This window comes from Streptomyces sp. NPDC092045 (genome assembly GCF_044756005.1).
Taxonomy (GTDB): domain Bacteria; phylum Actinomycetota; class Actinomycetes; order Streptomycetales; family Streptomycetaceae; genus Streptomyces.
Genome location: NZ_JBIVSC010000002.1, coordinates 145,098 through 164,191, shown reverse-complemented (window position 1 = coordinate 164,191; position 19,094 = coordinate 145,098). Strand labels below are relative to the sequence as shown.

Genomic DNA, 19,094 nt, shown 5'->3' with positions numbered 1-19,094 from the left:
CGGGGCCCGTCCGGCCCCGGGCCGCCGGACGGGCCCTACACGACCGCGCCGCGCCCCGGGTCGTCGAAGCCGTTCTCGTCGTCGTCCTGCTTCATGCGGGCGACCAGGGTCGCGAAGCCGCCCAGGAAGCCGCCCACGCAGACCGTCGTCAGCCACCAGGTCATGTCCCACTGGAGGAGGACGGCCACGAGCAGCAGCACCGGGCCGCCGATCACGCCGAGCCAGGCGAACTTGGCCGCCGCGTCCGCCTCCGGCAGCGGGGGCGGCTCCGGTGGCACGAAGTGGCCCTCGTCGTCGTCCTGCTCGACGGGGGAGTAGTCGCGGGGACCGGTGGACCGCACCCCGGGCGCGAACACGATCGAGCCGCCGAGCACCGGCTTCTCCGGACCGGCCCCGTCCGCCTCCGCCTCCGCCTCCTCGCCGTCCCCGGGCTCCTTCTCCGTACCGGAAGACTCCGCACCGGAGGCCCCCGAGGTCCCGGAAGCACCGGAGGTCCCGGAGTCCCCGGAGGTCCCGGTAGCACCGGAAGTCCCGGTAGCACCGGAGGCCCCGGAGCCCCCCTTCCCGCCGTCCGCCTTCGGCTTCCAGACCAGGTCCGGCTTCCCGGCCGCCTCCGGCGCGTCGCCGGCCTTCTTCTTCCGGAACCCGTCGTCCCCGTCCCCGTCGAGGTCCTCCGGCTCCGGCAGCGACAGGTTCTCGATCGGCCGGAACGGCCTCGTCCCCGGCGGGTCCGCGGGCTCCTCGCCGTACCCCGCGACGATCGCGGCCCAGGCGGCCTCCTCGTCGATGGGCTGCGGATCCCGGTCTCCGCCGTCCTGCTGCTCAGCCACCGCTCCTGCTCCCCTTCCCGCCGACCGGTTCCGGCGCGAGACGCTCGACGAAGGCCCAGCTCTCGTCGAAGATCCGCTCCGCGTCATGGTCCAACGTCGCCACGTGGTAGCTCTGTTCCAGCAGGACCTCGCGGACGTCCGTCGAGGAGACCCGGCTCAGGATCCTGGCCGAGTCGGCCGGCGGCACCACGTGGTCCTGCGGACTGTGCAGCAGCACCAGCGGCTGCGTGACCTGCGGCAGCTCCCCGTCCACCGTACGGAAGAACCGGCGCAGCGAGTACGCCGAGTGCAGCGGCACCCGGTCGTAGCCCACCTCCGTCACGCCCTCCTTGGCGATGTCGTTGGCGACGCCCTTCGTGGTGGGGACCAGGTGCCGGACGACCGGCAGCGCGTGCGCGGCCACGCCGTGCACCTTGTTGCCCGGATTGACCAGCACGAGCCCCCGCACCGCGTCCCCGTGCCGGGCCGCCAGGCGCAGCGCGAGCGCCCCGCCCATGGAGAGGCCGAAGACGAAGACGGTCCCGCACCGCTCCCGCAGCTCGCGCAGCGCCCGGTCCACCTCGGCGTACCAGTCGTGCCAGGTGGTGATCCGCATGTCCTCCCAGCGCGTGCCGTGCCCCGGCAGGAGCGGCACCGACACCGACAGGCCGCGCTCGGCCAGGTACTCGGCCCACGGGCGCATCGACTGCGGGGAACCGGTGAATCCGTGACAGAGAAGGACGCCGACCTCTCCGCCCTCATGGCGGTACGGCTCGGCTCCGGGAAGGACCGGCACCGGGGTCTCCTGTTCGCTCGGCTCCGCGTTCGCCACCGGACGCGTCCCGGGACGCGCCCTGGGTGCGCCTCCGGTGCGCCGAAGCGACGGAAAATGGGGAAGGGACTTCACCGTACGCGACCGGACCGACACCGACCAGGGCCGTAGCGGGGGGCGTGCGCCGGTACGGGATAAAGTCGGGGCCCGACAGCACACGGAAGGCATGGCGAGTTGATCTACGGCGCGATGAAGTTCTCCCTCGGCGGGTCCCTGAAGCTCGCCTTCCGGCCCTGGGTGGAGGGTCTGGAGAACGTTCCCGCCGACGGCCCCGCCATCCTGGCGAGCAACCACCTGTCCTTCTCGGACTCCTTCTTCCTGCCGGCCGTGCTCGACCGCAAGGTCACCTTCATCGCCAAGGCCGAGTACTTCACCAGCCCCGGGGTGAAGGGCAGGCTCACCGCCGCCTTCTTCAAGGGCGTCGGCCAGCTCCCGGTGGACCGTTCGGGTGCCCGGGGCGCCGGCGAGGCCGCGATCAAGGCGGGCATCGAGGTCATCGAGGGCGGCGGCCTCTTCGGCATCTACCCCGAGGGCACCCGCTCGCCGGACGGACGCCTCTACCGGGGCAAGCCCGGCGGCCTGGCCCGGGTCGCCCTGGCCACCGGCGCGCCCGTGATCCCGGTCGCCATGATCGACACCGAGAAGATCCAGCCGCCCGGCAAGCTCGTCCCCAAGCTGATGCGCCCGGGGATCCGGATCGGCAGGCCGCTGGACTTCACCCGCTACCAGGGCATGGAGGGGGACCGCTTCATCCTCCGCTCGGTGACCGACGAGGTCATGTACGAGATCATGAAGCTGTCCGGCCAGGAGTACGTCGACATCTACGCCACCGCCGCCAAGCGGCAGATCGCGGAGGCGGAGAAGGCGGCCAAGGAGGCCGTGAAGGCCGAGATCGCCGCCCGCGAGGAGTCCGGGGCCTAGGCCGACGGGCGCAGGAGCGGGAACGCACGAGGAGGACCGCCCCGCGAGGGGCGTCGGGGGGTGGGGGAGATGACCGGGCGCGAGCGCGTCGTGCGGATGTCGGTCGAGCAGCCGCTGTGGCGGGCGCTGACCGGCTACCGCGTCCTGACCATGGTCTACGCGGTCCTGGTCTTCGTCTTCGGACGCGACCGGTACGAGCGGCCCTGGATCGGCGTCGTCTACCTGGCGGTGCTCTGCGTCTGGACCCTCGCCACCCTCCCCAAGGTGGCGAACGCGGCCGGCTGCACCAAGCGCTTCCTCGGCGCCGACCTCGCCGTCGCCCTCACCGGCATCCTCCTCACCCCGCTCGCCGACGCCCACGCCCAGTCGGTCGACGGCCCCACCCTGCCCTCCATATGGACGGCCGGCTCCGTCCTCGCGTTCGCCATCAAGGGCGGCTGGCGCTGGGCCGGCGTCGCCTCCTCCCTCGTCGCCGTCGCCAACATCGTCGAGCGCGGCCACCCCAGCCAGGACACCGTCCACAACGTGATCCTGGTCTGGGTCGCCTCCATCGCCATCGGGTACGTCGTCGAGGTCGCCCGCGCCTCCGAGCGCACCCTCGCCCGCGCCCTGGAGATCGAGGCCGCCACCCGGGAGCGGGAGCGGCTGGCCCGCGACATCCACGACAGCGTCCTCCAGGTCCTCGCGATGGTGCAGCGGCGCGGCACCGCGCTCGGCGGCGAGGCCGCCGAGCTGGGCAGGATGGCCGGCGAGCAGGAGGTGGCCCTGCGCACCCTGGTGGCGGGCGGGCTCGCCCGGCCCAGTCTGGTCTCCGAGGACGAGTCCGAGGGGGCCGTGGTCCGGGTCGTGGAGGTGGACGACGAGGCCGACGGCTCCGCCCCCGTCGACCTGCGCGTCCTGATCGCCCCGCGCGCCGGCTCCCGGGTCACCCTCTCCGAGCCGGGCGCGCCGGTCCTCCTGCCGCCGCCCGCCGCCCGCGAGCTGGCCGCGGCCGTCGGCGCCGCCCTGGACAATGTGAGGGTGCACGCGGGCGAGGGGGCCCGCGCCTGGATCCTGATCGAGGACTGGCCCGACGAGGTGATCGTCACCGTCCGGGACGACGGACCGGGCATCCCGGAGGGCCGCCTCGCGCAGGCGGAGGGCGAGGGCCGGATGGGCGTCGCCCTCTCCATCCGGGGGAGACTGCGGGACCTCGGCGGCACCGCCGAGGTCGTCTCGGTCCCGGGGCAGGGCACGGAAGTCGAGTTGAAGGTCCCACGGGGGAAGGCGGAGAAGCAGTGAGCGAGCAGCGGATCAGAGTGATGGTCGTCGACGACCACCCGATGTGGCGGGACGCGGTCGCCCGCGACCTCGCCGAGGCGGGCTTCGACGTGGCCGCCACCGCCGGAGACGGCGAGCAGGCCGTGCGGCGCGCGGCGGCGGCCCTCCCCGACGTCCTCGTCCTGGACCTGAACCTGCCGGTCAAGCCCGGCGTCCAGGTCTGCAAGGAGCTGGTCGGCGCCCGGCCGGAGCTGAGGGTCCTCGTCCTCTCGGCGAGCGGCGAGCACGCCGACGTCCTGGAGGCGGTCAAGTCCGGCGCCACCGGCTACCTCCTCAAGTCCGCCAGTACGGAGGAGCTGATCGACGCGGTGCGGCGCACGGCCGCCGGCGACCCCGTCTTCACCCCCGGCCTGGCCGGCCTGGTCCTCGGCGAGTACCGCCGATTGGCATCCGAGCCCGCCCCGGTCTCCGGCGGCGACGAGCCGAAGGCCCCCCGGCTCACCGACCGCGAGACCGAGGTCCTGCGGCTCGTCGCCAAGGGCCTCAGCTACAAGCAGATCGCCGAGCGCCTGGTCATCTCGCACCGCACGGTGCAGAACCACGTCCAGAACACCCTCGGCAAGCTCCAGCTGCACAACCGGGTGGAGCTCGTCCGGTACGCCATCGAGCGCGGTCTCGACGACGCGTAGGCCCGTCCGACGGGCCGGGGCCGGGCGGGGGCCGTATATTCGCGCTGACAGGACACAGGCGCCGGAACACGGCCCGTCACCGCACCGAGGGGCATGCGTGGAAATCCTGGCATTCGGCGTGCAGGCGGACGAGAGGCCCCTCATCGAGCGGGCCTTCGAGGGGTACCACGACGTCCGCTGCCTGGACGTCTTCCTCACCGAGGACACCGCCCGCATCGCGGCCGGCTACGAGATCGTCTCCACCAGCGTCAACGCCGTCCTGGACCACCGCGTCCTGCAGACCCTCGCCGCCGGCGGCACCCAGATGATCGCCCAGCGCTCCACGGGCTTCAACAACATCGACCTGGAGGTCGCCGAGCGCCTCGGCCTCACCGTCGCCCGGGTGTCGTACTACTCGCCGTACTCGGTCGCGGAGTTCGCCTGGACCCTCGCCATGGCCGTCAACCGGCGGATCGTCCGCGCCTCCAACCGGACCCGCGACTTCGACTTCCGCCTCGACGGGCTGATGGGCCGCGACCTGCGGGGGCGCACCGTCGGCGTCCTCGGCACCGGCAAGATCGGGGAGGCCTTCACCCGGATCGCCCACGGCTTCGGGATGAAGCTCCTCGGCTGGGACGTCGCCGAGAACCCGGCCTGCGTCGAGCTCGGCATGCGGTACGTCGAGAAGGAGCGGCTCTTCGCGGAGTCGGACCTGATCAGCCTCCACGTGCCGCTGCTCCCCGCCACCCGGCACGTCGTCGACGCCGCCGCCCTCGGGGCCATGAAGGACGACGCCATCCTGGTGAACTCCAGCCGCGGCGGACTCGTCGACACCGAGGCCCTGGTCGCCGAGCTCCGCGCCGGCCGCTTCACCGGCGTCGGCCTGGACGTGTACGAGGCGGAGGCCGGGCTCTTCTTCCTCGACAAGTCCCTGGAGGTCGTCGAGGACGACACCCTGGCCCGCCTGGTCACCTTCCCGAACGTGGTCGTCACCTCCCACCAGGCCTACTACACGACGGACGCCGTCGGCCAGATCGTGGACACCACCCTCCGCAACGTCCTCGACCACATCGCGGGCCGGCGCAGCGAGAACGTCCTGGTCCCCAGGACCGGATGACCCGGCGGCCCGGTCCCGGGGACCCCGGACCCCTCAGACCAGCACGCCCGCGAGGAGCGAGGCCGTCAGGGCCGCGCCCTCCGTCGTCAGGACCGACTCGGGGTGGAACTGCACCCCGGCGAAGCCGGGCCCGCGCAGCGCGTGCACCTCGCCCGTCCCCGGATCGCGGCTCACCTCGATCCGGTGCAGCGCCAGCTCCTCGGCCGTCCGGTCGTCGCAGCGGGCGGTGAAGCTGTTGTAGAAGCCGACCGTCCGCTCCTGCCCGAAGAGGTCGATCCGCACCTGCGCGCCCTGGAACGGCACCCGCTTGCGGACGATCTCCAGGCCCAGCTCGGCGGCGATCAGCTCGTGGCCCAGGCACACCCCCAGCAGGCAGGGGCGGCCCGCAGGGTCCCGATGGGGGGCGGTGGCCGGGTGACGGGCGGGCCCGTGCCGGTGGCCCCGGACCAGGTCGGCCGTCAGCCCGCGCAGGAACCGCATCTTCGGGTCGGCCGCGTCCGTGGGGTCGCCGGGTCCGGGGCCCAGCACCACCGGCCCCTCGTGCGCGAGCGCCAGCTCCCGCAGCCCCGGCTCGTCGTAGCGGAGCACCGACACCTCGAGGCCCGAGGAGCGCAGCACGTGCGCCAGCATCGCCGTGAAGGTGTCCTCGGCGTCCACCACGAGCGCGTGTCCGGACAGCTCGGCCGAGCGGACCTGCATCCTCAGCCAGAACGGCGCCAGGTCCGCCCGGCGCGCGTCGAGCGCGGCCCGCACGCGGGGATCGTCGGCCAGCCGGGGGGACACGGGCGCCTCCGCCGCCGGCCGGCCCTCCCGCACGCCCAGCGCGGTGAGGATCCCGGCCGCCTTGGCGTGGGTCTCGGCCACCTCGCCCGCCGGGTCCGAGTGGCGCACCAGGGTCGCGCCGACCGGCACCCGCAGCCGCCCGTCGGCGGCGATGTCGGCCGTACGGATCAGGATGGGGGAGTCCAGCGTCTGCGCGCCGGACCCGTCCGTGCCCAGGAGGGCGAGGGCCCCCGCGTAGTAGCCGCGGCCCCCGGCCTCGTGGCGCTCGATCACCCGGCAGGCGTTCTGCACCGGCGACCCGGTCACGGTCGCCGCGAACATCGTCTCCCGCAGCACCTCCCGCACGTCGAGCGAGGACCGGCCGCGCAGCTCGTACTCGGTGTGGGCGAGGTGCGCCATCTCCTTCAGGCGCGGGCCGATCACCACCCCGCCCCGGTCGCCCACCGTGCACATCATCTTCAGCTCCTCGTCCACCACCATGGACAGCTCCTCGGTCTCCTTGCGGTCGCCGAGGAAGGCGAGCAGGTCCTCCGGAGTGGGAGCGGCGCCGGCCGGGTAGCGGTACGTGCCGCTGATCGGGTTCATCACGACCGTCCCGCCCGACATCCGGACGTGCGCCTCGGGGCTCGCCCCGACCAGCGTCCGCTCCCCGGTGTGCACGACGAAGGTCCAGTACGCGCCCCGCTCGCCCGCGAGCAGCCGCCGGAACAGGGCGAGCGCGTCGGCGCGCCCGAAGCCCGGGACCTCCCCGGTGTAGGTGCGCCGGATCACGAAGTTCGCGCCCTCGCCGGAGCCGATCTCCTCGTCGATCACCCGCCGCACGGTCTCCGCGTACTCCTCGTCGGAGACGTCGAACCCGCCGCCCTCGACCCGCACGCCGTGCGCGGGGAGCCGCTCCAGGACCTCGGCGAGCGGCAGTTCGTGGACCTCGTCGGCGACGAGCACGGAGAGCGGGGTGCCGTCGTCGCGCACGTCGAAGCCGCGCTCCCGGATCTGCCGGAAGGGCACGAGCGCGAGCACCGGCAGCGGGCCCACGGGCAGCTCCGCGAGGCGCTCGGCCTCGTGGACCCGGCCGATCAGCACCTCGACGGTGTCGTGGTCGCGGCCCGGGGCGCGTCTGCGCAGCAGGGCGAAGGGAGGGCAGGAGTCGTCGAGCAGACGGGAGAGGTCCATGGGGTCCGTCGTTCCTTCCGAGGGGGTGCGGAGAGGAACGGCCCCGGGTACGGGAAAGGCCGCCCCTCGGGCGGCCTTCGCGTGTGTTTCGGTGTACGCGCAGTCAGTGGGCCGCCGGAAGAGCGGTCCACCACCAGTTCGTGTTCAGCGGCGCGTACATGCGAGCACTGTAACCCAGCCGGGGCCCGGCACGGCGGCACGAAGCTCAGCGGCCGACATTCCGGGCACTCGTCTCAGCCACTGGTCGGTGGGACAGGACCGGACGAAGAACCCCGTAATGTTGTCCGTGTGACCGTGAACGCTGATTCCCACGCCGTCGCCGAGGCGACCTGGCGAGACCTGCCCGCGGCGCAGCAGCCCGAGTACCCCGATGCCGAGGCTCTGCGCGATGTGATCGCGGACCTCGAGTCGTATCCTCCGCTCGTCTTCGCCGGCGAGTGCGACCAGCTGCGTGCCCGGATGGGAGCCGTCGCCCGTGGCGAGGCGTTCCTGCTCCAGGGCGGCGACTGCGCCGAGGCCTTCGACGCCGTGTCCGCCGACCACATCAGGGCCAAGCTCAAGACGCTGCTCCAGATGAGCGCCGTCCTCACCTACGCGGCCTCCGTGCCCGTGGTGAAGGTCGGCCGCATCGCCGGGCAGTACTCCAAGCCCCGCTCCAAGGGGACCGAGACCCGCGACGGCGTGACCCTGCCGACGTACCGCGGCGACTCCGTCAACGGCTTCGACTTCAACGAGGCCGCCCGCATCCCGGACCCCGAGCGCCTGAAGCGGATGTACAACGCCTCCGCCTCCACGCTCAACCTGGTGCGCGCCTTCACCACCGGCGGCTACGCCGACCTGCGCCAGGTGCACGCCTGGAACCAGGACTTCGTGAAGTCGTCCCCCTCGGGCCAGCGCTACGAGGCGCTCGCCCGCGAGATCGACAACGCCCTGAACTTCATGAAGGCCTGCGGGACCGACCCGGCCGAGTTCAAGGCCGTCGAGTTCTACGCCTCCCACGAGGCGCTGCTGCTCGACTACGAGGGCGCCCTGACCCGTACGGACTCGCGCACCGGCAAGCTGTACGACACCTCCGGCCACATGGTCTGGATCGGCGAGCGCACCCGCCAGCTCGACCACGCCCACATCGAGTTCGCCTCCCGGATCGCGAACCCGATCGGCATCAAGCTGGGCCCGACGACCACGTCGGAGGAGGCGCTCACCTACATCGACCGCCTCGACCCGGACCGCGAGGCGGGCCGGCTGACCTTCATCGTCCGCATGGGCGCCGACAAGGTCCGCGACAAGCTCCCCGAGCTGGTCGAGAAGGTCACCGCCTCCGGCGCGGTCGTCGCCTGGGTCACCGACCCGATGCACGGCAACACCTTCGAGGCCGCCTCCGGCCACAAGACGCGCCGCTTCGACGACGTCCTGGACGAGGTCAAGGGCTTCTTCGAGGTCCACAAGGAGCTGGGCACCCACCCCGGCGGCATCCACGTCGAGCTGACCGGCGACGACGTCACCGAGTGCGTGGGCGGCGGCGACGAGATCTTCGTCGACGACCTGCACCAGCGCTACGAGACGGCCTGCGACCCGCGCCTGAACCGCAGCCAGTCGCTCGACCTGGCGTTCCTGGTGGCGGAGATGTACCGCGATCAGTAAGTGGTTTCCTACGACGACGGGGCGCGGATCCTTGTGATCCGCGCCCCATCCTCGTTTTCGGGTCTTTCACGGCCTCGGTCCGCCGGGTAAGGTTAGGTTAACCTAAACGATCTCGGCGGGAGGTGAACCGCGTGTACGTCTGCTCATGCTTCGGTGTCACGGAGAAGCAGGTGAAGGAGCACGCCGACGCGGGCGCCCACACGCCCCGCCAGATCGCCTCCGCCTGCAAGGCCGGGACGGACTGCGGTTCCTGCGTCCGCCGCATCCAGGCCATTCTGGGGCGCGGCAACTGCCCCCGGCGCGAACTCGTCGACCGGGGCGTCCCCACCCTGGCGGCCGAGACCGCCGTCGCTCCCGCCGCCGTCCTCGGGGAAGCCGCCTGACCTCGGGAGGAGGTCAGCTCGGCTGCTCGATGAGCGTCGAGATGTACAGCGCCTCGCCCAGGGACTCGATCAGCTCCAGCTGCGTGTCCAGGTAGTCGATGTGGTGCTCCTCGTCCGCGAGGATCTCCTCGAAGAGGTTGGCGGACGTGACGTCCCCCTTGGCGCGCATGACCTCGATCCCGCGCCTGAGGCGGTCGATCGCCTCCACCTCGACCTGGCGGTCCGCCTGGAACATCTCGGTGACGGTCTGCCCGACGCGCACGTGGAAGAGCCGCTGGTAGTTGGGCAGGCCGTCGAGCATCAGGATGCGCTCGGTCAGCTTGTCCGCGTGCTTCATCTCGTCGATGGACTCTTCGCGGGTGTACTTGGCGAGCTTCGTCCACCCCTTGTTGTCCTGGATGCGGTAGTGCAGCCAGTACTGGTTGATGGCCGTCAGCTCGCCGGTCAGCTGCTCGTTGAGGAACTCGAGGACCTCGGGGTCGCCCTGCATCGCAGAGGCTCCTTCCACTTCCACGTTGTGCGTCTACGCCGTAACTGGGCAGGATGGCCGCATCCTCGCACCCCGAATGGGGGGCGTCCAGTAAGTACAGGCTTAGTGGGAGTTGCCCCGATGAGGACCGGCGGAGTCGTCGCCTGGTCATGACCACCCCTTGCGGTCTGTCACCATGGATGACATGGGTCAGCCGGAGAGCGGAGCACACCGGGAAGCGGATCAGCCGGATCGTTCGCCGGGCCTTCCGGCGGATCTCCCGCCGGGACAGCGGATCCAGCGCGGCTGGCCGGTCACCCACTACGGGCCCGTACCCAAGTTCAAGCCGGACCGCTGGGAGTTCCGCGTCTTCGGGGCGACGGCCGACGGCGACAAGCGCTGCTGGAACCACGAGGAGTTCTCGGCCCTCCCGTTCTCCACGGTCACGGCCGACCTGCACTGCGTCACGAAGTTCAGCATGCTCGGGGCCGAATGGGGCGGCGTCCCCGCCCGCACGGTCCTGGAGCTCGCCCCGCCCGCGCCCCGGGTCACCCACGTGATGGTCTGGGCCGAGTACGGCTACAGCGCCAACATGCGGCTCGCCGACTTCGCCTCGGACCGCACGATCTTCGCCACCCACAAGGACGGGGAGCTGCTCACCGCCGAGCACGGCTTCCCGCTGCGGCTCGTCGTCCCCCACCTGTACGCCTGGAAGGGCCCGAAGTGGGTCCGGGGCGTGGAGTACATGGCCGCCGACCGGCGGGGCTTCTGGGAGGAGCGCGGCTACCACAACCTCGGCGACCCGTGGCGGGAGCAGCGCTACTCGTACCAGGAGGAGCCCGGGGACGGCCCCGAGCTCTGACCCCGCGGGCCGCCCCCGGGGGTCTCTCAGGGGCGCAGCTTCTTCAGCAGGTCCACGTCCGCCCGGTGCCCCTCCTTGCCGCCGGGCGTCTCGATGACCAGCGGCACCCCCTCCGTCGCCGGATGACGCAGCAGCTCCCGGAAGGCGTCCTCGCCGATGTGACCGGCCCCGATGTTCGCGTGCCGGTCCTTGTGGGCGCCCACGACGTCCTTGGAGTCGTTGGCGTGGATCAGTTTCAGCCGCCCCTCGCCGACGGTCCCGACCAGCAGGTCGAGCGTCTGCGCCGCCCCGGACGGGCCCGTCAGGTCGTGCCCGGCGGCGAACACGTGGCACGTGTCCAGGCAGACGCCCAGCTTGGGATGGCGGTCGAGGGCGTCGAAGTACGGGCCGAAGTCCCAGGTCCGCGAGCAGAGCGAGGAGCCCTGCCCGGCCGTCGACTCCAGGAGCAGGTCGGGGTCGTCCGGGTGCGTCAGCCCGTCGAGCAGCGGCAGCAGCCGCTCCCGCACCTGGGCGAGCGCCACCTCGCGCGGCCGGCCGCCGGTCGCCGAGCCGGTGTGCACCACCACGCCCTTCGCGCCGATCTCCCGGGCCCGGCGCAGCGAGTGCCGCAGCGACTCCACCGACCTCTCCGCGGTGGCCTCGGTGTGCGAGCCGAAGTTGATCAGGTACGGGGCGTGGACCCAGGCCGAGAGCGACAGCTCCGCGCACTCGGCGCGGAACCGCTCGTCCTGGGCCGGGTTGCCGGCCGGGGTGGCCCAGCCGCGCGGGTTGGCGACGAAGACCTGCACGGTCTCGGCGCCCAGCTCGCGGGCGTAGCCGAGGCCGACCGTGGCGAGACCGCCGGCCACGGGGACGTGGCCGCCGACGGGGTTGCGCATGGGTGTCTACAGTCCCTTGATCGTGAGGGTGATCGCGGAGCCCTCGGGGGCGGTGGAGCCGCCCTCCACGGACTGGTCCGCGACGGTGTCGCCGAGGTACGGGAAGGTCTTCTTGAGCTTCACCTCGAAGCCCGCCCCCTCCAGGGCGGCGCGCGCGTCCTCGGTGGTCTCGCCGGTGACGTCGGGGACCTCGACCGCCGCGGGTCCCTTGGAGACGGTCAGGGTGATCGTGTCGCCCGCGGCGGCCCGGCTGCCCTCCGCGAGGGACTGGGCGGCGACCGCGCCGGCCTCCTCGGGGGAGTTGATCCGCTCGGGGGCGACCCGGACGGTGAGCCCGGCCTCCTGGAGCTCGGCCGTGGCGGTGGCGACGGCCTCGCCGGTGACGTCGGGCACGTCGATCGGAGAGCCCTTGCTGACGACCAGGGCGATCGCCGAGTCGGGGGCGCGGTCGGTGCCGGGCTCGGGGTCGGAGCCGACCACGGCCCCCCGGGCGACGGAGTCGCTGAACTCGCGGGTGACCACCCCCACGGCCAGGCCCTCCTTCTCCAGGGCCCGCTTCGCCTCCGCGAGCGGCTTGCCCCTGAGGTTCGGCACCTTCACGGTCTCCGGGCCCCGGGAGAGGGTGAGGACGACCGTGCCGTTGCCGCGCAGGCGCTCGCCGGGGGCCGGGTCGACGGCCATGACGGTGCCGCGCTCGTACACGTCGCTGAAGGCGCGCCTCGTGCTGCCGACGTCCAGGCCCGCGTCGGTGATCCGCCGCGTGGCGGCGGCCTCGGTCTGGCCGAGGACGGCCGGGACGCGGGTGAACTGGCCGGAGTTGATGTACCAGACCCCGGCGCCCAGGCCGAGGACGAGCAGGACGACGGCGACCACGAGCAGCGGGCCGCGCGGAGGCAGCCGGCGGCCGGCGGGGGCCGCGGGCGGCTCGGGCGCCGGCATCCGGCCGGTGTGCCGCACCTCCGGGGCGTCGGCCTCCGCCGGCAGCGGGAGGTCGATCACGCCGGTGCGCTCCTCGGCCGGCACGGCGCGGGCGATCACGCTCGTCCGGTCGTCGGCGGTGTCCCGGGCGTCGGACCGGGCCTGCGGCGGCACCGCGTCGAGCTGAGCGTCGGTGAGCGCGGCGCGGGCCTCCAGGACCAGGCCGAGCAGGGCGACGGCGTCGTGCGGGCGGGCCTCGGGGGCGCGGGCCGCGGCGGCCGCCACCAGGCCGTCGAGCTCCGGGGCCAGGCCCGGCACGGCGGCGGAGGGCGCGGGCACGTCGGTGTTCAGGTGCCGGTAGAGCACCTGGGCGGGTGTGTCGCCCGCGTGCGGCTTGGCGCCGGTCAGCATCTCGTACAGGACGACGCCGCAGGCGTACACGTCGGCGCGGGTGTCGGCGGTGCCGTGCTCGATCTGCTCCGGCGCCAGGTACGAGACCGTGCCGAGGACCGAGCCGGTGGTGGCGGTCGCCGAGCCCACGGCCCGGACGAGGCCGAAGTCCGCGACCTTCACCCGGCCGTCGTCCCCTATCAGGACGTTCTCCGGCTTCATGTCCCGGTGCACGAACCCGGCCCGGTGCGCGGCGCCGAGCGCGGCGAGCACCGGCTCCAGGATGTCGAGCGCGGCCCGGGGCGCGAGGGCGCCCCGCTCGCGCAGCACGTCGCGGAGGGTGCAGCCGGGCACGTACTCCATCGCCAGGTAGACGTACGCGCCCTCGGCGCCCTGGTCGAAGACGCCCACGACGTTGGGGTGGGCGAGCCGGGCGACCGACTTCGCCTCGCGGATGAACCGCTCGACGAAGACGGCGTCGGCCGCGAGCTGCGGGTGCATCACCTTGAGCGCGAGGACGCGGTCGAGGCGGGTGTCGACGGCCCGGTAGACCGTGGCCATCCCGCCGACGGCGATGCGCGCGTCGACGCGGTAGCGGCCGTCGAGCAGCCGCCCGACGAGGGGGTCCTGAAGGGTCGTGTCCACGGCGACGAGTCTACGAGCCGCGCACACGCGTCCGGTGCGCGCGCCCCGGACCGCAGCACACCTGTGACGAGCGCGCCGGGCCCCGGGGGGCGGGCGCCCCGGAAGGCCCCGGGACGGGCGGGGCGGGGCGCCCCGGGCCCGTGCGGGCGGGGTGCTCCCGGCCGTTCCGGGCCTCGGAAGGCCGGGCGCCCCGGGCCTCAGAAGGCCGGGCGTTCCGGGTCCAGGCGGGCCCGGCCCTCCACCGGAGAGGACGCCTCCGCGAAGTGGCGGCGCGGGATGCGGCCGGCCCGGTGCGCGAGCCGGCCCGCCTCGACCGCGTGCCGCATCGCCGAGGCCATCAGGACCGGTTCCTGCGCCCGGGTGACGGCCGACGCCAGCATCACCGCCGCGCACCCCAGCTCCATCGCGAGCGCCGCGTCCGACGCCGTGCCGGCCCCCGCGTCCAGGATCACCGGCACCCCGGCCCGCTCCGCGATGAGCTGGAAGTTGTGCGGGTTGCGGATGCCGAGCCCGGAGCCGATGGGGGAGCCGAGCGGCATGATCGCCGCGCACCCGGCGTCCTCCAGCTTCCGGGCGAGGACCGGGTCGTCGTTGGTGTACGGCAGGACGGTGAAGCCGTCGTCGACCAGGGTCTCCGCCGCGTTCAGGAGCTCCTCCCCGTCCGGCAGCAGGGTCCGCTCGTCGGCGACGACCTCCAGCTTGACCCAGTCGGTGCCGAGCGCCTCCCGCGCGAGCCGGGCGGTCAGGACCGCCTCGCCGGCCGTGAAGCAGCCCGCCGTGTTGGGCAGGACGCGGATGCCGAGCCGGTCCAGGACGGAGAGGACCGAGCCCCGCACGGTCGGGTCCAGGCGCCGCATGGCGACCGTGGTCAGCTCCGTGCCGCTGGCGACCAGGGAGCGTTCCAGGACGTCGAGGCTGGGCGCGCCGCCGGTGCCCATGATCAGGCGGGAGGAGAACTCCGCACCGCCCAGGACGAACACGTCGTCGGACATCGCGCTCAGCCCCCCTGCACCGCGGTGAGGACCTCCACCCGGTCCCCGTCGCCGAGCCGCGTCGACGCCCACTCGCCGCGCGGCACCACCGTCTCGTTGACGGCGGCGGCCACCCCGGAGGGGGCCGCGGTCAGGGTCGCGACGAGGGCGTCGAGGGAGACGGGGCCGGAGAGCTTGCGCGCCTCCCCGTTCACGGACACGGTCACGGTCGTGTCGCCGGCGGGCGGGTTCGCGCTCATGCGGGCTGCTCCTGACGTGCGGGAGGGGCGGGGGAGAAACGGCGGGGGGTGAAGGGGCGGGCCTCGTCGGGCAGGGCGCCCGTGGTGAGCGCCTCGGCCATGACGTCACCGGTGAGGGGGGTCAGCAGCACCCCGTTGCGGTAGTGGCCGGTGGCCAGGTGCAGGCCGGGCAGGGCGGTGGGGCCGAGCAGCGGCGCGTTGTCCGGCGAGGCGGGGCGCAGCCCGGCCAGGGTCTCGGTGAGCGGCAGCTCGGTGATCCCGGGCACCAGCTCGTGGGCGTCGCGCAGCAGCTCGTACACCCCGCCCGCCGTCACCGTGGTGTCCCAGCCCAGCTCCTCGCTGGTGGCGCCGACGACCAGCTCGCCGTTCTCGCGGGGCACCAGGTAGACGTGGCTGCCGCGGACGACGGCCCGGACGGTCCGGGAGAGGAAGGGGGCGTACGCGGGCGGCACCCGGAGCCGCAGGACCTGGCCCTTCACCGGGCGGACCGGCGGAAGCACCTCGTCCGGCACCCCCGCGAGCCGCCCGCTCAGGCTGCCCGCCGCGAGCACGGTCTGTCCGGCCGCCAGCTCCTCGCCCCCGGCCAGGACCGCGCCGCGCGCCCGGTCCCGCACCACGCTCAGGCGCTCCGCGGGGGTCCGGCGGAAGACCACCCCGGCCCGCTCGCAGGCGACGAGGAGCGCGGCGGCGAGCCGGCGCGGGTCCACCTGGTGGTCGCCGTCGACCCGCAGGCCGCCGCGCACCCCCGGTGCCAGCATCGGCTCCAGGCGGCGGCACTCGCGGCCGCTCAGCCACTCCGAGGCGAGCCCGCAGCGGGTCTGCAGGGCGTGCAGCTCGCGCAGGTGCGCCCGGTCGTCGGCGTCGAGGGCGACGGCGAGGGTGCCGCAGGCGCGGTACCCGACGTCGTGGCCAGTGGCCTCCTCCAGCTCGGCGACGAAGGCCGGATAGCGGGCGGCGGAGGCGAGGTTGAGCCCGAGCAGGGTCTCCTCGCCGTAGTGCAGCTCGGTGACGGCGGCGAGCATCCCGGCCGCGACCCGAGCGGCCCCGCCGCCCGGCTCCGGGTCGACGACGACGGTGCCCAGCCCGCGCCGCGCGGCCCGCCAGGCCGTGACCAGGCCGATGATCCCGCCCCCGACCACGAGGACGTCGAAGGCGCTTCGGCCGTCGGCGGATCCCCGGCCGTCGGCGGATCCCCGGCCGTCGGTGGGTCCCGGTGCGCCGGAAGGCCCTCGTGCGCCGGAAGAACTCTGCGCGCCGGAAGATCTCTGCGCGTCGGAAGAACTCTGCGCGCCGGAAGAACTCTGCGCGTCGGAAGAACGCATGGGCGTCCAGCCCCTCCCTTCGCCGGCATGACCCGGATCAGGTTCCTACGGTCGGAGGCCGGCCAGCCTCCCTCTCAGCCCGGTGCGTCCGGGCTCCCGCGAGTGCTTTACGCCCGCCAGACTAGCTTCCGCCCCGCGTCCGTCACGAGGGGGCCGTGCCCCCCACCCGACCTGACGGGCCGTCAGCTGCGTAAGGTGGCCGTGTGAGCGAGCAGAAGCAGACCCAGCGGCGCGTCGTGGTCGTCGGCGCCGGAATGGCCGGCGTCCAGACCGCCGTCGCCCTCCGCGAGCAGGGCTTCACCGGCCCCGTGACCCTCATCGGGGCCGAACCCCACCAGCCCTACGACCGGCCCCCGCTCTCCAAGGCGGTCCTCCTCGGGAAGGCCGAGGACTCCGCCTTCGAGGTCGACTTCGAGGAGCTCGGCGTCGAACTCCGGCTCGGCGTGGACGTCACCGGACTGCGCGCCGCCGACCACGAGGTCGACACCGGGGCCGGGCCCGTCCCGTACGACACCCTGGTGATCGCCACCGGCGCCCACCCGGTCGCCCTGCCCGGCTCCGAGGGCGTCCCCGGCGTCCACCTGCTCCGCACCCTCGACGACGCCGTGCGCCTCGGGCCCGTCCTGGAGCGCCGCCACACCGTCGTGGTCGTCGGCGCCGGCTGGATCGGCGCCGAGTTCGCCACCGCCGCGCTCGGGGCCGGCTGCGCCGTCACCGTCGTCGAGGCCGCGGACCTCCCGCTCGCCGGCACCCTGCCCGCCGAGGTCGCCGCCCCCATGGCCGGGTGGTACGCGGCGAACGGCGCCGAACTCCTCACCCACGCGCGCGTGGACACCGTCGAACCCGGCCGGGTCCTCCTCGCCGACGGCCGCGAACTGCCCGCCGAGGCCGTCGTCGTCGGCATCGGCGCCCGCCCCGCCACCGGCTGGCTCGCCGGCTCCGGCATCGCCCTCGACCCGAGCGGCGCCGTCACCGCCGACGACCGGCTGCGCACCTCCCTGCCCGACGTGTACGCGGTCGGGGACTGCGCCTCCTTCCCCTCCGCCCGCTACGGCGAGCGCCTCCTCGTCCACCACTGGGACAACGCCCTCCAGGGCCCGCGCGCGGTCGCCGCCGCGATCACGGGCTCCGGGACCGGGCCGTACGACCCCGTGCCGTACTTCTGGTCCGAGCAGTTCGGGCGCTTCGTCCAGTACGCGGGGCACCACGCGGGCGCGGACGGGCTCCTGTGGCGCGGCGACCCGGCGGACGAGGCCTGGTCGGTGCTCTGGCTGCGCGCCGGGGTGCCGGTCGCCCTCCTCGCCGTCGGCCGCCCCCGCGACCTGGCCCAGGGGCGGAAGCTGATCGAGGCCGCGGTCCCGGTCGACCCGGCCCGCGCGGCGGACCCCTCCGTACCCCTGAAGGCGGCGGTCCTTTAGGGGCGCTTCGTCCGATCGGCGTGATACCTCCCGGGCCCGACTACCGGCTGTCGGTCCGGGATGGCAGGCTTGTCACGTGACCGAGATTGACGCAAAGATCGATGCTCTCGTCCCTGCCTGGCTCTACCTGCCCGACATCGCGGAGATGCTCGATGTCGAGGTGACGCGCGTGCGGCAGCTGGTCAAGGAGGGCCAGCTCATCGCCGTGCGCCGCGGAGAGAACAACGCACTCCAGGTGCCCGCCGCCTTCATCCAGGGCGACAAGGTGGTCAAGGGCCTCGCCGGCACCCTGACCCTGCTGCGGGACGACGGCTTCACCGACGAGGAGATGCTGGAGTGGCTCTTCACTCCGGACGAGAGCCTGCCGGGCACGCCCGCGCAGGCGCTCGGCGAGAACCGTGGCACGGAGGTGAAGCGCCGGGCCCAGGCGCTCGCCGTCTGACGCGCACCGCCCGACGCGCGCCGCACGGCACGCGCGGTCCGACGGACGCCTCCCGGCGCCCGGGGGCCGCCGCACGCCGTCCGGCGCGCGCACCGAAGACACCACCAGCGGGTGTCGCGGCGGCCGGTCCCCGGTGACCGGCCGCCGCGGCGCCGGCGACACCGACGGGGGGAACCCATCCATGCCCACGCCTCGCGAGCGCCTCGCCGACGCCCGGCTCTACCTGTGCACCGACGCCCGGAAGCGCCAGGGCGACCTGCCCGCCTTCCTCGACGCCGTGCTCTCCTCCGGCGTGGACGTCGTGCAGCTCCGCGACAAGGGCATGGAGGCCGCCGAGGAGCTGGAGCACCTCGCCGTCTTCGCCGAGGCCGCCCGCCGCCACGGCGGGCTCCTGGCCGTGAACGACCGGGCCGACGTCGCCCACGCCGCCGGCTCCGGCGTCCTCCACCTCGGCCAGGGCGACCTGCCCGTCCCCGCCGCCCGCGCGATCCTCGGCGAGGACGTGCTGATCGGCCGCTCCTGCCACGCCGAGGCCGAGGTGGCCGCGGCCGCCGCCGAGCCGGGCGTGGACTACTTCTGCACCGGCCCCTGCTGGCCCACCCCCACCAAGCCCGGACGGTACGCGCCGGGGCTCGGCCTCGTGCGGTACGCGGCCGGCCTGGCCCAGGACCGCCCCTGGTTCGCCATCGGCGGCATCGACGGGACCAACCTCGACGAGGTCCTGGACGCGGGAGCGCGCCGGATCGTCGTCGTCCGGGCGATCACCGAGGCCGACGACCCGGCCGCCGCGACCGCCGCCCTCGCGAAGCGGGTCCGGGAGCGCGCCGGGGAGTGAGCCCCTGCCGGGGGCGTGGGAACCGGGACGCGCCCGGACCGGCCGGACCGGTCCGGCCAAACCGATCCGGCCGGAATGTGTCCGAAAAGGTGTCCAC

General features: G+C 73.9%; 20 protein-coding genes and 1 riboswitch. Of the genes, 10 read left to right on the top strand and 10 right to left on the bottom strand.

From position 1 onward, the window contains the following. Window positions 1-35 precede the first annotated feature (35 nt). Both ACIQKA_RS07510 and ACIQKA_RS07505 read right to left on the bottom strand, forming a co-directional pair. Window positions 36-830 carry a hypothetical protein gene (locus tag ACIQKA_RS07510; RefSeq protein WP_402540336.1) on the bottom strand — a complete coding sequence of 265 codons (795 nt, stop codon included), beginning with the start codon at window positions 828-830 and terminating at the stop codon, window positions 36-38. Then, window positions 823-1,605 carry an alpha/beta hydrolase gene (locus ACIQKA_RS07505; protein ID WP_383155582.1) on the bottom strand — a complete coding sequence of 261 codons (783 nt, stop codon included), beginning with the start codon at window positions 1,603-1,605 and terminating at the stop codon, window positions 823-825. Before ACIQKA_RS07505 ends, ACIQKA_RS07510 begins: the two co-directional genes overlap by 8 nt. A 210-nt stretch (window positions 1,606-1,815) precedes the next feature. Here ACIQKA_RS07505 and ACIQKA_RS07500 point away from each other — a divergent pair, with 210 nt between their 5' ends. The 4 genes from ACIQKA_RS07500 (at window position 1,816) to ACIQKA_RS07485 (ending at window position 5,607) form a co-directional block, all read left to right on the top strand. Next, window positions 1,816-2,562: a lysophospholipid acyltransferase family protein gene (locus ACIQKA_RS07500; RefSeq protein WP_383155580.1), complete on the top strand. Its 747-nt coding sequence runs from the start codon at window positions 1,816-1,818 to the stop codon at window positions 2,560-2,562. A gap of 69 nt (window positions 2,563-2,631) precedes the next feature. Beyond that, window positions 2,632-3,843, top strand: a complete 1,212-nt coding sequence (macS, locus tag ACIQKA_RS07495) for a MacS family sensor histidine kinase (RefSeq protein WP_383155578.1) — start codon at window positions 2,632-2,634, stop codon at window positions 3,841-3,843. Between the two features lie 20 nt (window positions 3,844-3,863). Next, complete coding sequence (locus ACIQKA_RS07490; protein ID WP_383155623.1) at window positions 3,864-4,511, top strand: response regulator; 648 nt, start codon at window positions 3,864-3,866, stop codon at window positions 4,509-4,511. Between the two features lie 97 nt (window positions 4,512-4,608). Then, a complete protein-coding gene (locus tag ACIQKA_RS07485) occupies window positions 4,609-5,607 on the top strand; it encodes a 2-hydroxyacid dehydrogenase (protein ID WP_383155577.1) in 999 nt (332 codons plus the stop codon). A 33-nt stretch (window positions 5,608-5,640) separates the two neighbouring features. On the opposite strand, the gene ACIQKA_RS07480 is transcribed toward ACIQKA_RS07485, so the two are convergent. After that, window positions 5,641-7,563, bottom strand: coding sequence for a chorismate-binding protein (locus tag ACIQKA_RS07480; RefSeq protein ID WP_391093028.1), 1,923 nt, complete (start codon window positions 7,561-7,563; stop codon window positions 5,641-5,643). A gap of 103 nt (window positions 7,564-7,666) precedes the next feature. Then, the gene (locus ACIQKA_RS07475) at window positions 7,667-7,723 is read right to left on the bottom strand and encodes a trp operon leader peptide (RefSeq protein WP_366375856.1); all 57 of its coding nucleotides are present in this window, start codon (window positions 7,721-7,723) and stop codon (window positions 7,667-7,669) included. Window positions 7,724-7,851: 128 nt separating this feature from the next. On the opposite strand from ACIQKA_RS07475, the gene ACIQKA_RS07470 reads away from it, so the two are divergent. Both ACIQKA_RS07470 and ACIQKA_RS07465 read left to right on the top strand, forming a co-directional pair. Continuing rightward, window positions 7,852-9,204, top strand: coding sequence for a class II 3-deoxy-7-phosphoheptulonate synthase (locus ACIQKA_RS07470; protein WP_383155573.1), 1,353 nt, complete (start codon window positions 7,852-7,854; stop codon window positions 9,202-9,204). Window positions 9,205-9,326: 122 nt separating this feature from the next. Next, window positions 9,327-9,587, top strand: coding sequence for a bacterioferritin-associated ferredoxin (locus ACIQKA_RS07465; protein ID WP_402540333.1), 261 nt, complete (start codon window positions 9,327-9,329; stop codon window positions 9,585-9,587). 13 nt (window positions 9,588-9,600) lie between these two features. Here ACIQKA_RS07465 and bfr read toward each other — a convergent pair whose 3' ends face one another. After that, window positions 9,601-10,077 (bottom strand): bacterioferritin, encoded by a 477-nt coding sequence (bfr, locus tag ACIQKA_RS07460; RefSeq protein WP_148004476.1) that lies wholly within the window; start codon window positions 10,075-10,077, stop codon window positions 9,601-9,603. A gap of 184 nt (window positions 10,078-10,261) precedes the next feature. On the opposite strand from bfr, the gene ACIQKA_RS07455 reads away from it, so the two are divergent. Beyond that, window positions 10,262-10,918, top strand: coding sequence for a sulfite oxidase-like oxidoreductase (locus ACIQKA_RS07455; RefSeq protein WP_383155570.1), 657 nt, complete (start codon window positions 10,262-10,264; stop codon window positions 10,916-10,918). A 26-nt stretch (window positions 10,919-10,944) separates the two neighbouring features. On the opposite strand, the gene ACIQKA_RS07450 is transcribed toward ACIQKA_RS07455, so the two are convergent. The 5 genes from ACIQKA_RS07450 to thiO all read right to left on the bottom strand — a co-directional run bounded on the left by ACIQKA_RS07450 (window position 10,945) and on the right by thiO (window position 16,119). Then, window positions 10,945-11,796 (bottom strand): deoxyribonuclease IV, encoded by an 852-nt coding sequence (locus tag ACIQKA_RS07450; RefSeq protein ID WP_383437351.1) that lies wholly within the window; start codon window positions 11,794-11,796, stop codon window positions 10,945-10,947. Window positions 11,797-11,802: 6 nt separating this feature from the next. Then, complete coding sequence (gene pknB / locus ACIQKA_RS07445) at window positions 11,803-13,749, bottom strand: Stk1 family PASTA domain-containing Ser/Thr kinase (RefSeq protein WP_402540330.1); 1,947 nt, start codon at window positions 13,747-13,749, stop codon at window positions 11,803-11,805. 197 nt (window positions 13,750-13,946) lie between these two features. Continuing rightward, window positions 13,947-14,741 carry a thiazole synthase gene (locus tag ACIQKA_RS07440; RefSeq protein ID WP_383155563.1) on the bottom strand — a complete coding sequence of 265 codons (795 nt, stop codon included), beginning with the start codon at window positions 14,739-14,741 and terminating at the stop codon, window positions 13,947-13,949. A 5-nt stretch (window positions 14,742-14,746) separates the two neighbouring features. Continuing rightward, window positions 14,747-14,980, bottom strand: coding sequence for a sulfur carrier protein ThiS (thiS, locus tag ACIQKA_RS07435; protein WP_390105999.1), 234 nt, complete (start codon window positions 14,978-14,980; stop codon window positions 14,747-14,749). Next, entirely contained in the window at window positions 14,977-16,119 is a 1,143-nt protein-coding gene (gene thiO / locus ACIQKA_RS07430) for a glycine oxidase ThiO (RefSeq protein ID WP_383155559.1), read from the bottom strand. The genes thiS and thiO overlap by 4 nt, the downstream gene beginning before the upstream one ends. A 180-nt stretch (window positions 16,120-16,299) precedes the next feature. Further along, a riboswitch (TPP riboswitch) is annotated at window positions 16,300-16,412 on the bottom strand. Window positions 16,413-16,556: 144 nt separating this feature from the next. Between thiO and ACIQKA_RS07425 the strand changes: the two genes are divergently transcribed. The 3 genes from ACIQKA_RS07425 (at window position 16,557) to thiE (ending at window position 18,997) form a co-directional block, all read left to right on the top strand. After that, the gene (locus ACIQKA_RS07425; RefSeq protein WP_402540614.1) at window positions 16,557-17,720 is read left to right on the top strand and encodes an NAD(P)/FAD-dependent oxidoreductase; all 1,164 of its coding nucleotides are present in this window, start codon (window positions 16,557-16,559) and stop codon (window positions 17,718-17,720) included. Window positions 17,721-17,796: 76 nt separating this feature from the next. Continuing rightward, window positions 17,797-18,162, top strand: coding sequence for an Rv2175c family DNA-binding protein (locus ACIQKA_RS07420; protein ID WP_366375266.1), 366 nt, complete (start codon window positions 17,797-17,799; stop codon window positions 18,160-18,162). 181 nt (window positions 18,163-18,343) lie between these two features. Then, a complete protein-coding gene (gene thiE / locus ACIQKA_RS07415) occupies window positions 18,344-18,997 on the top strand; it encodes a thiamine phosphate synthase (RefSeq protein WP_391093034.1) in 654 nt (217 codons plus the stop codon). Window positions 18,998-19,094 lie beyond the last annotated feature (97 nt).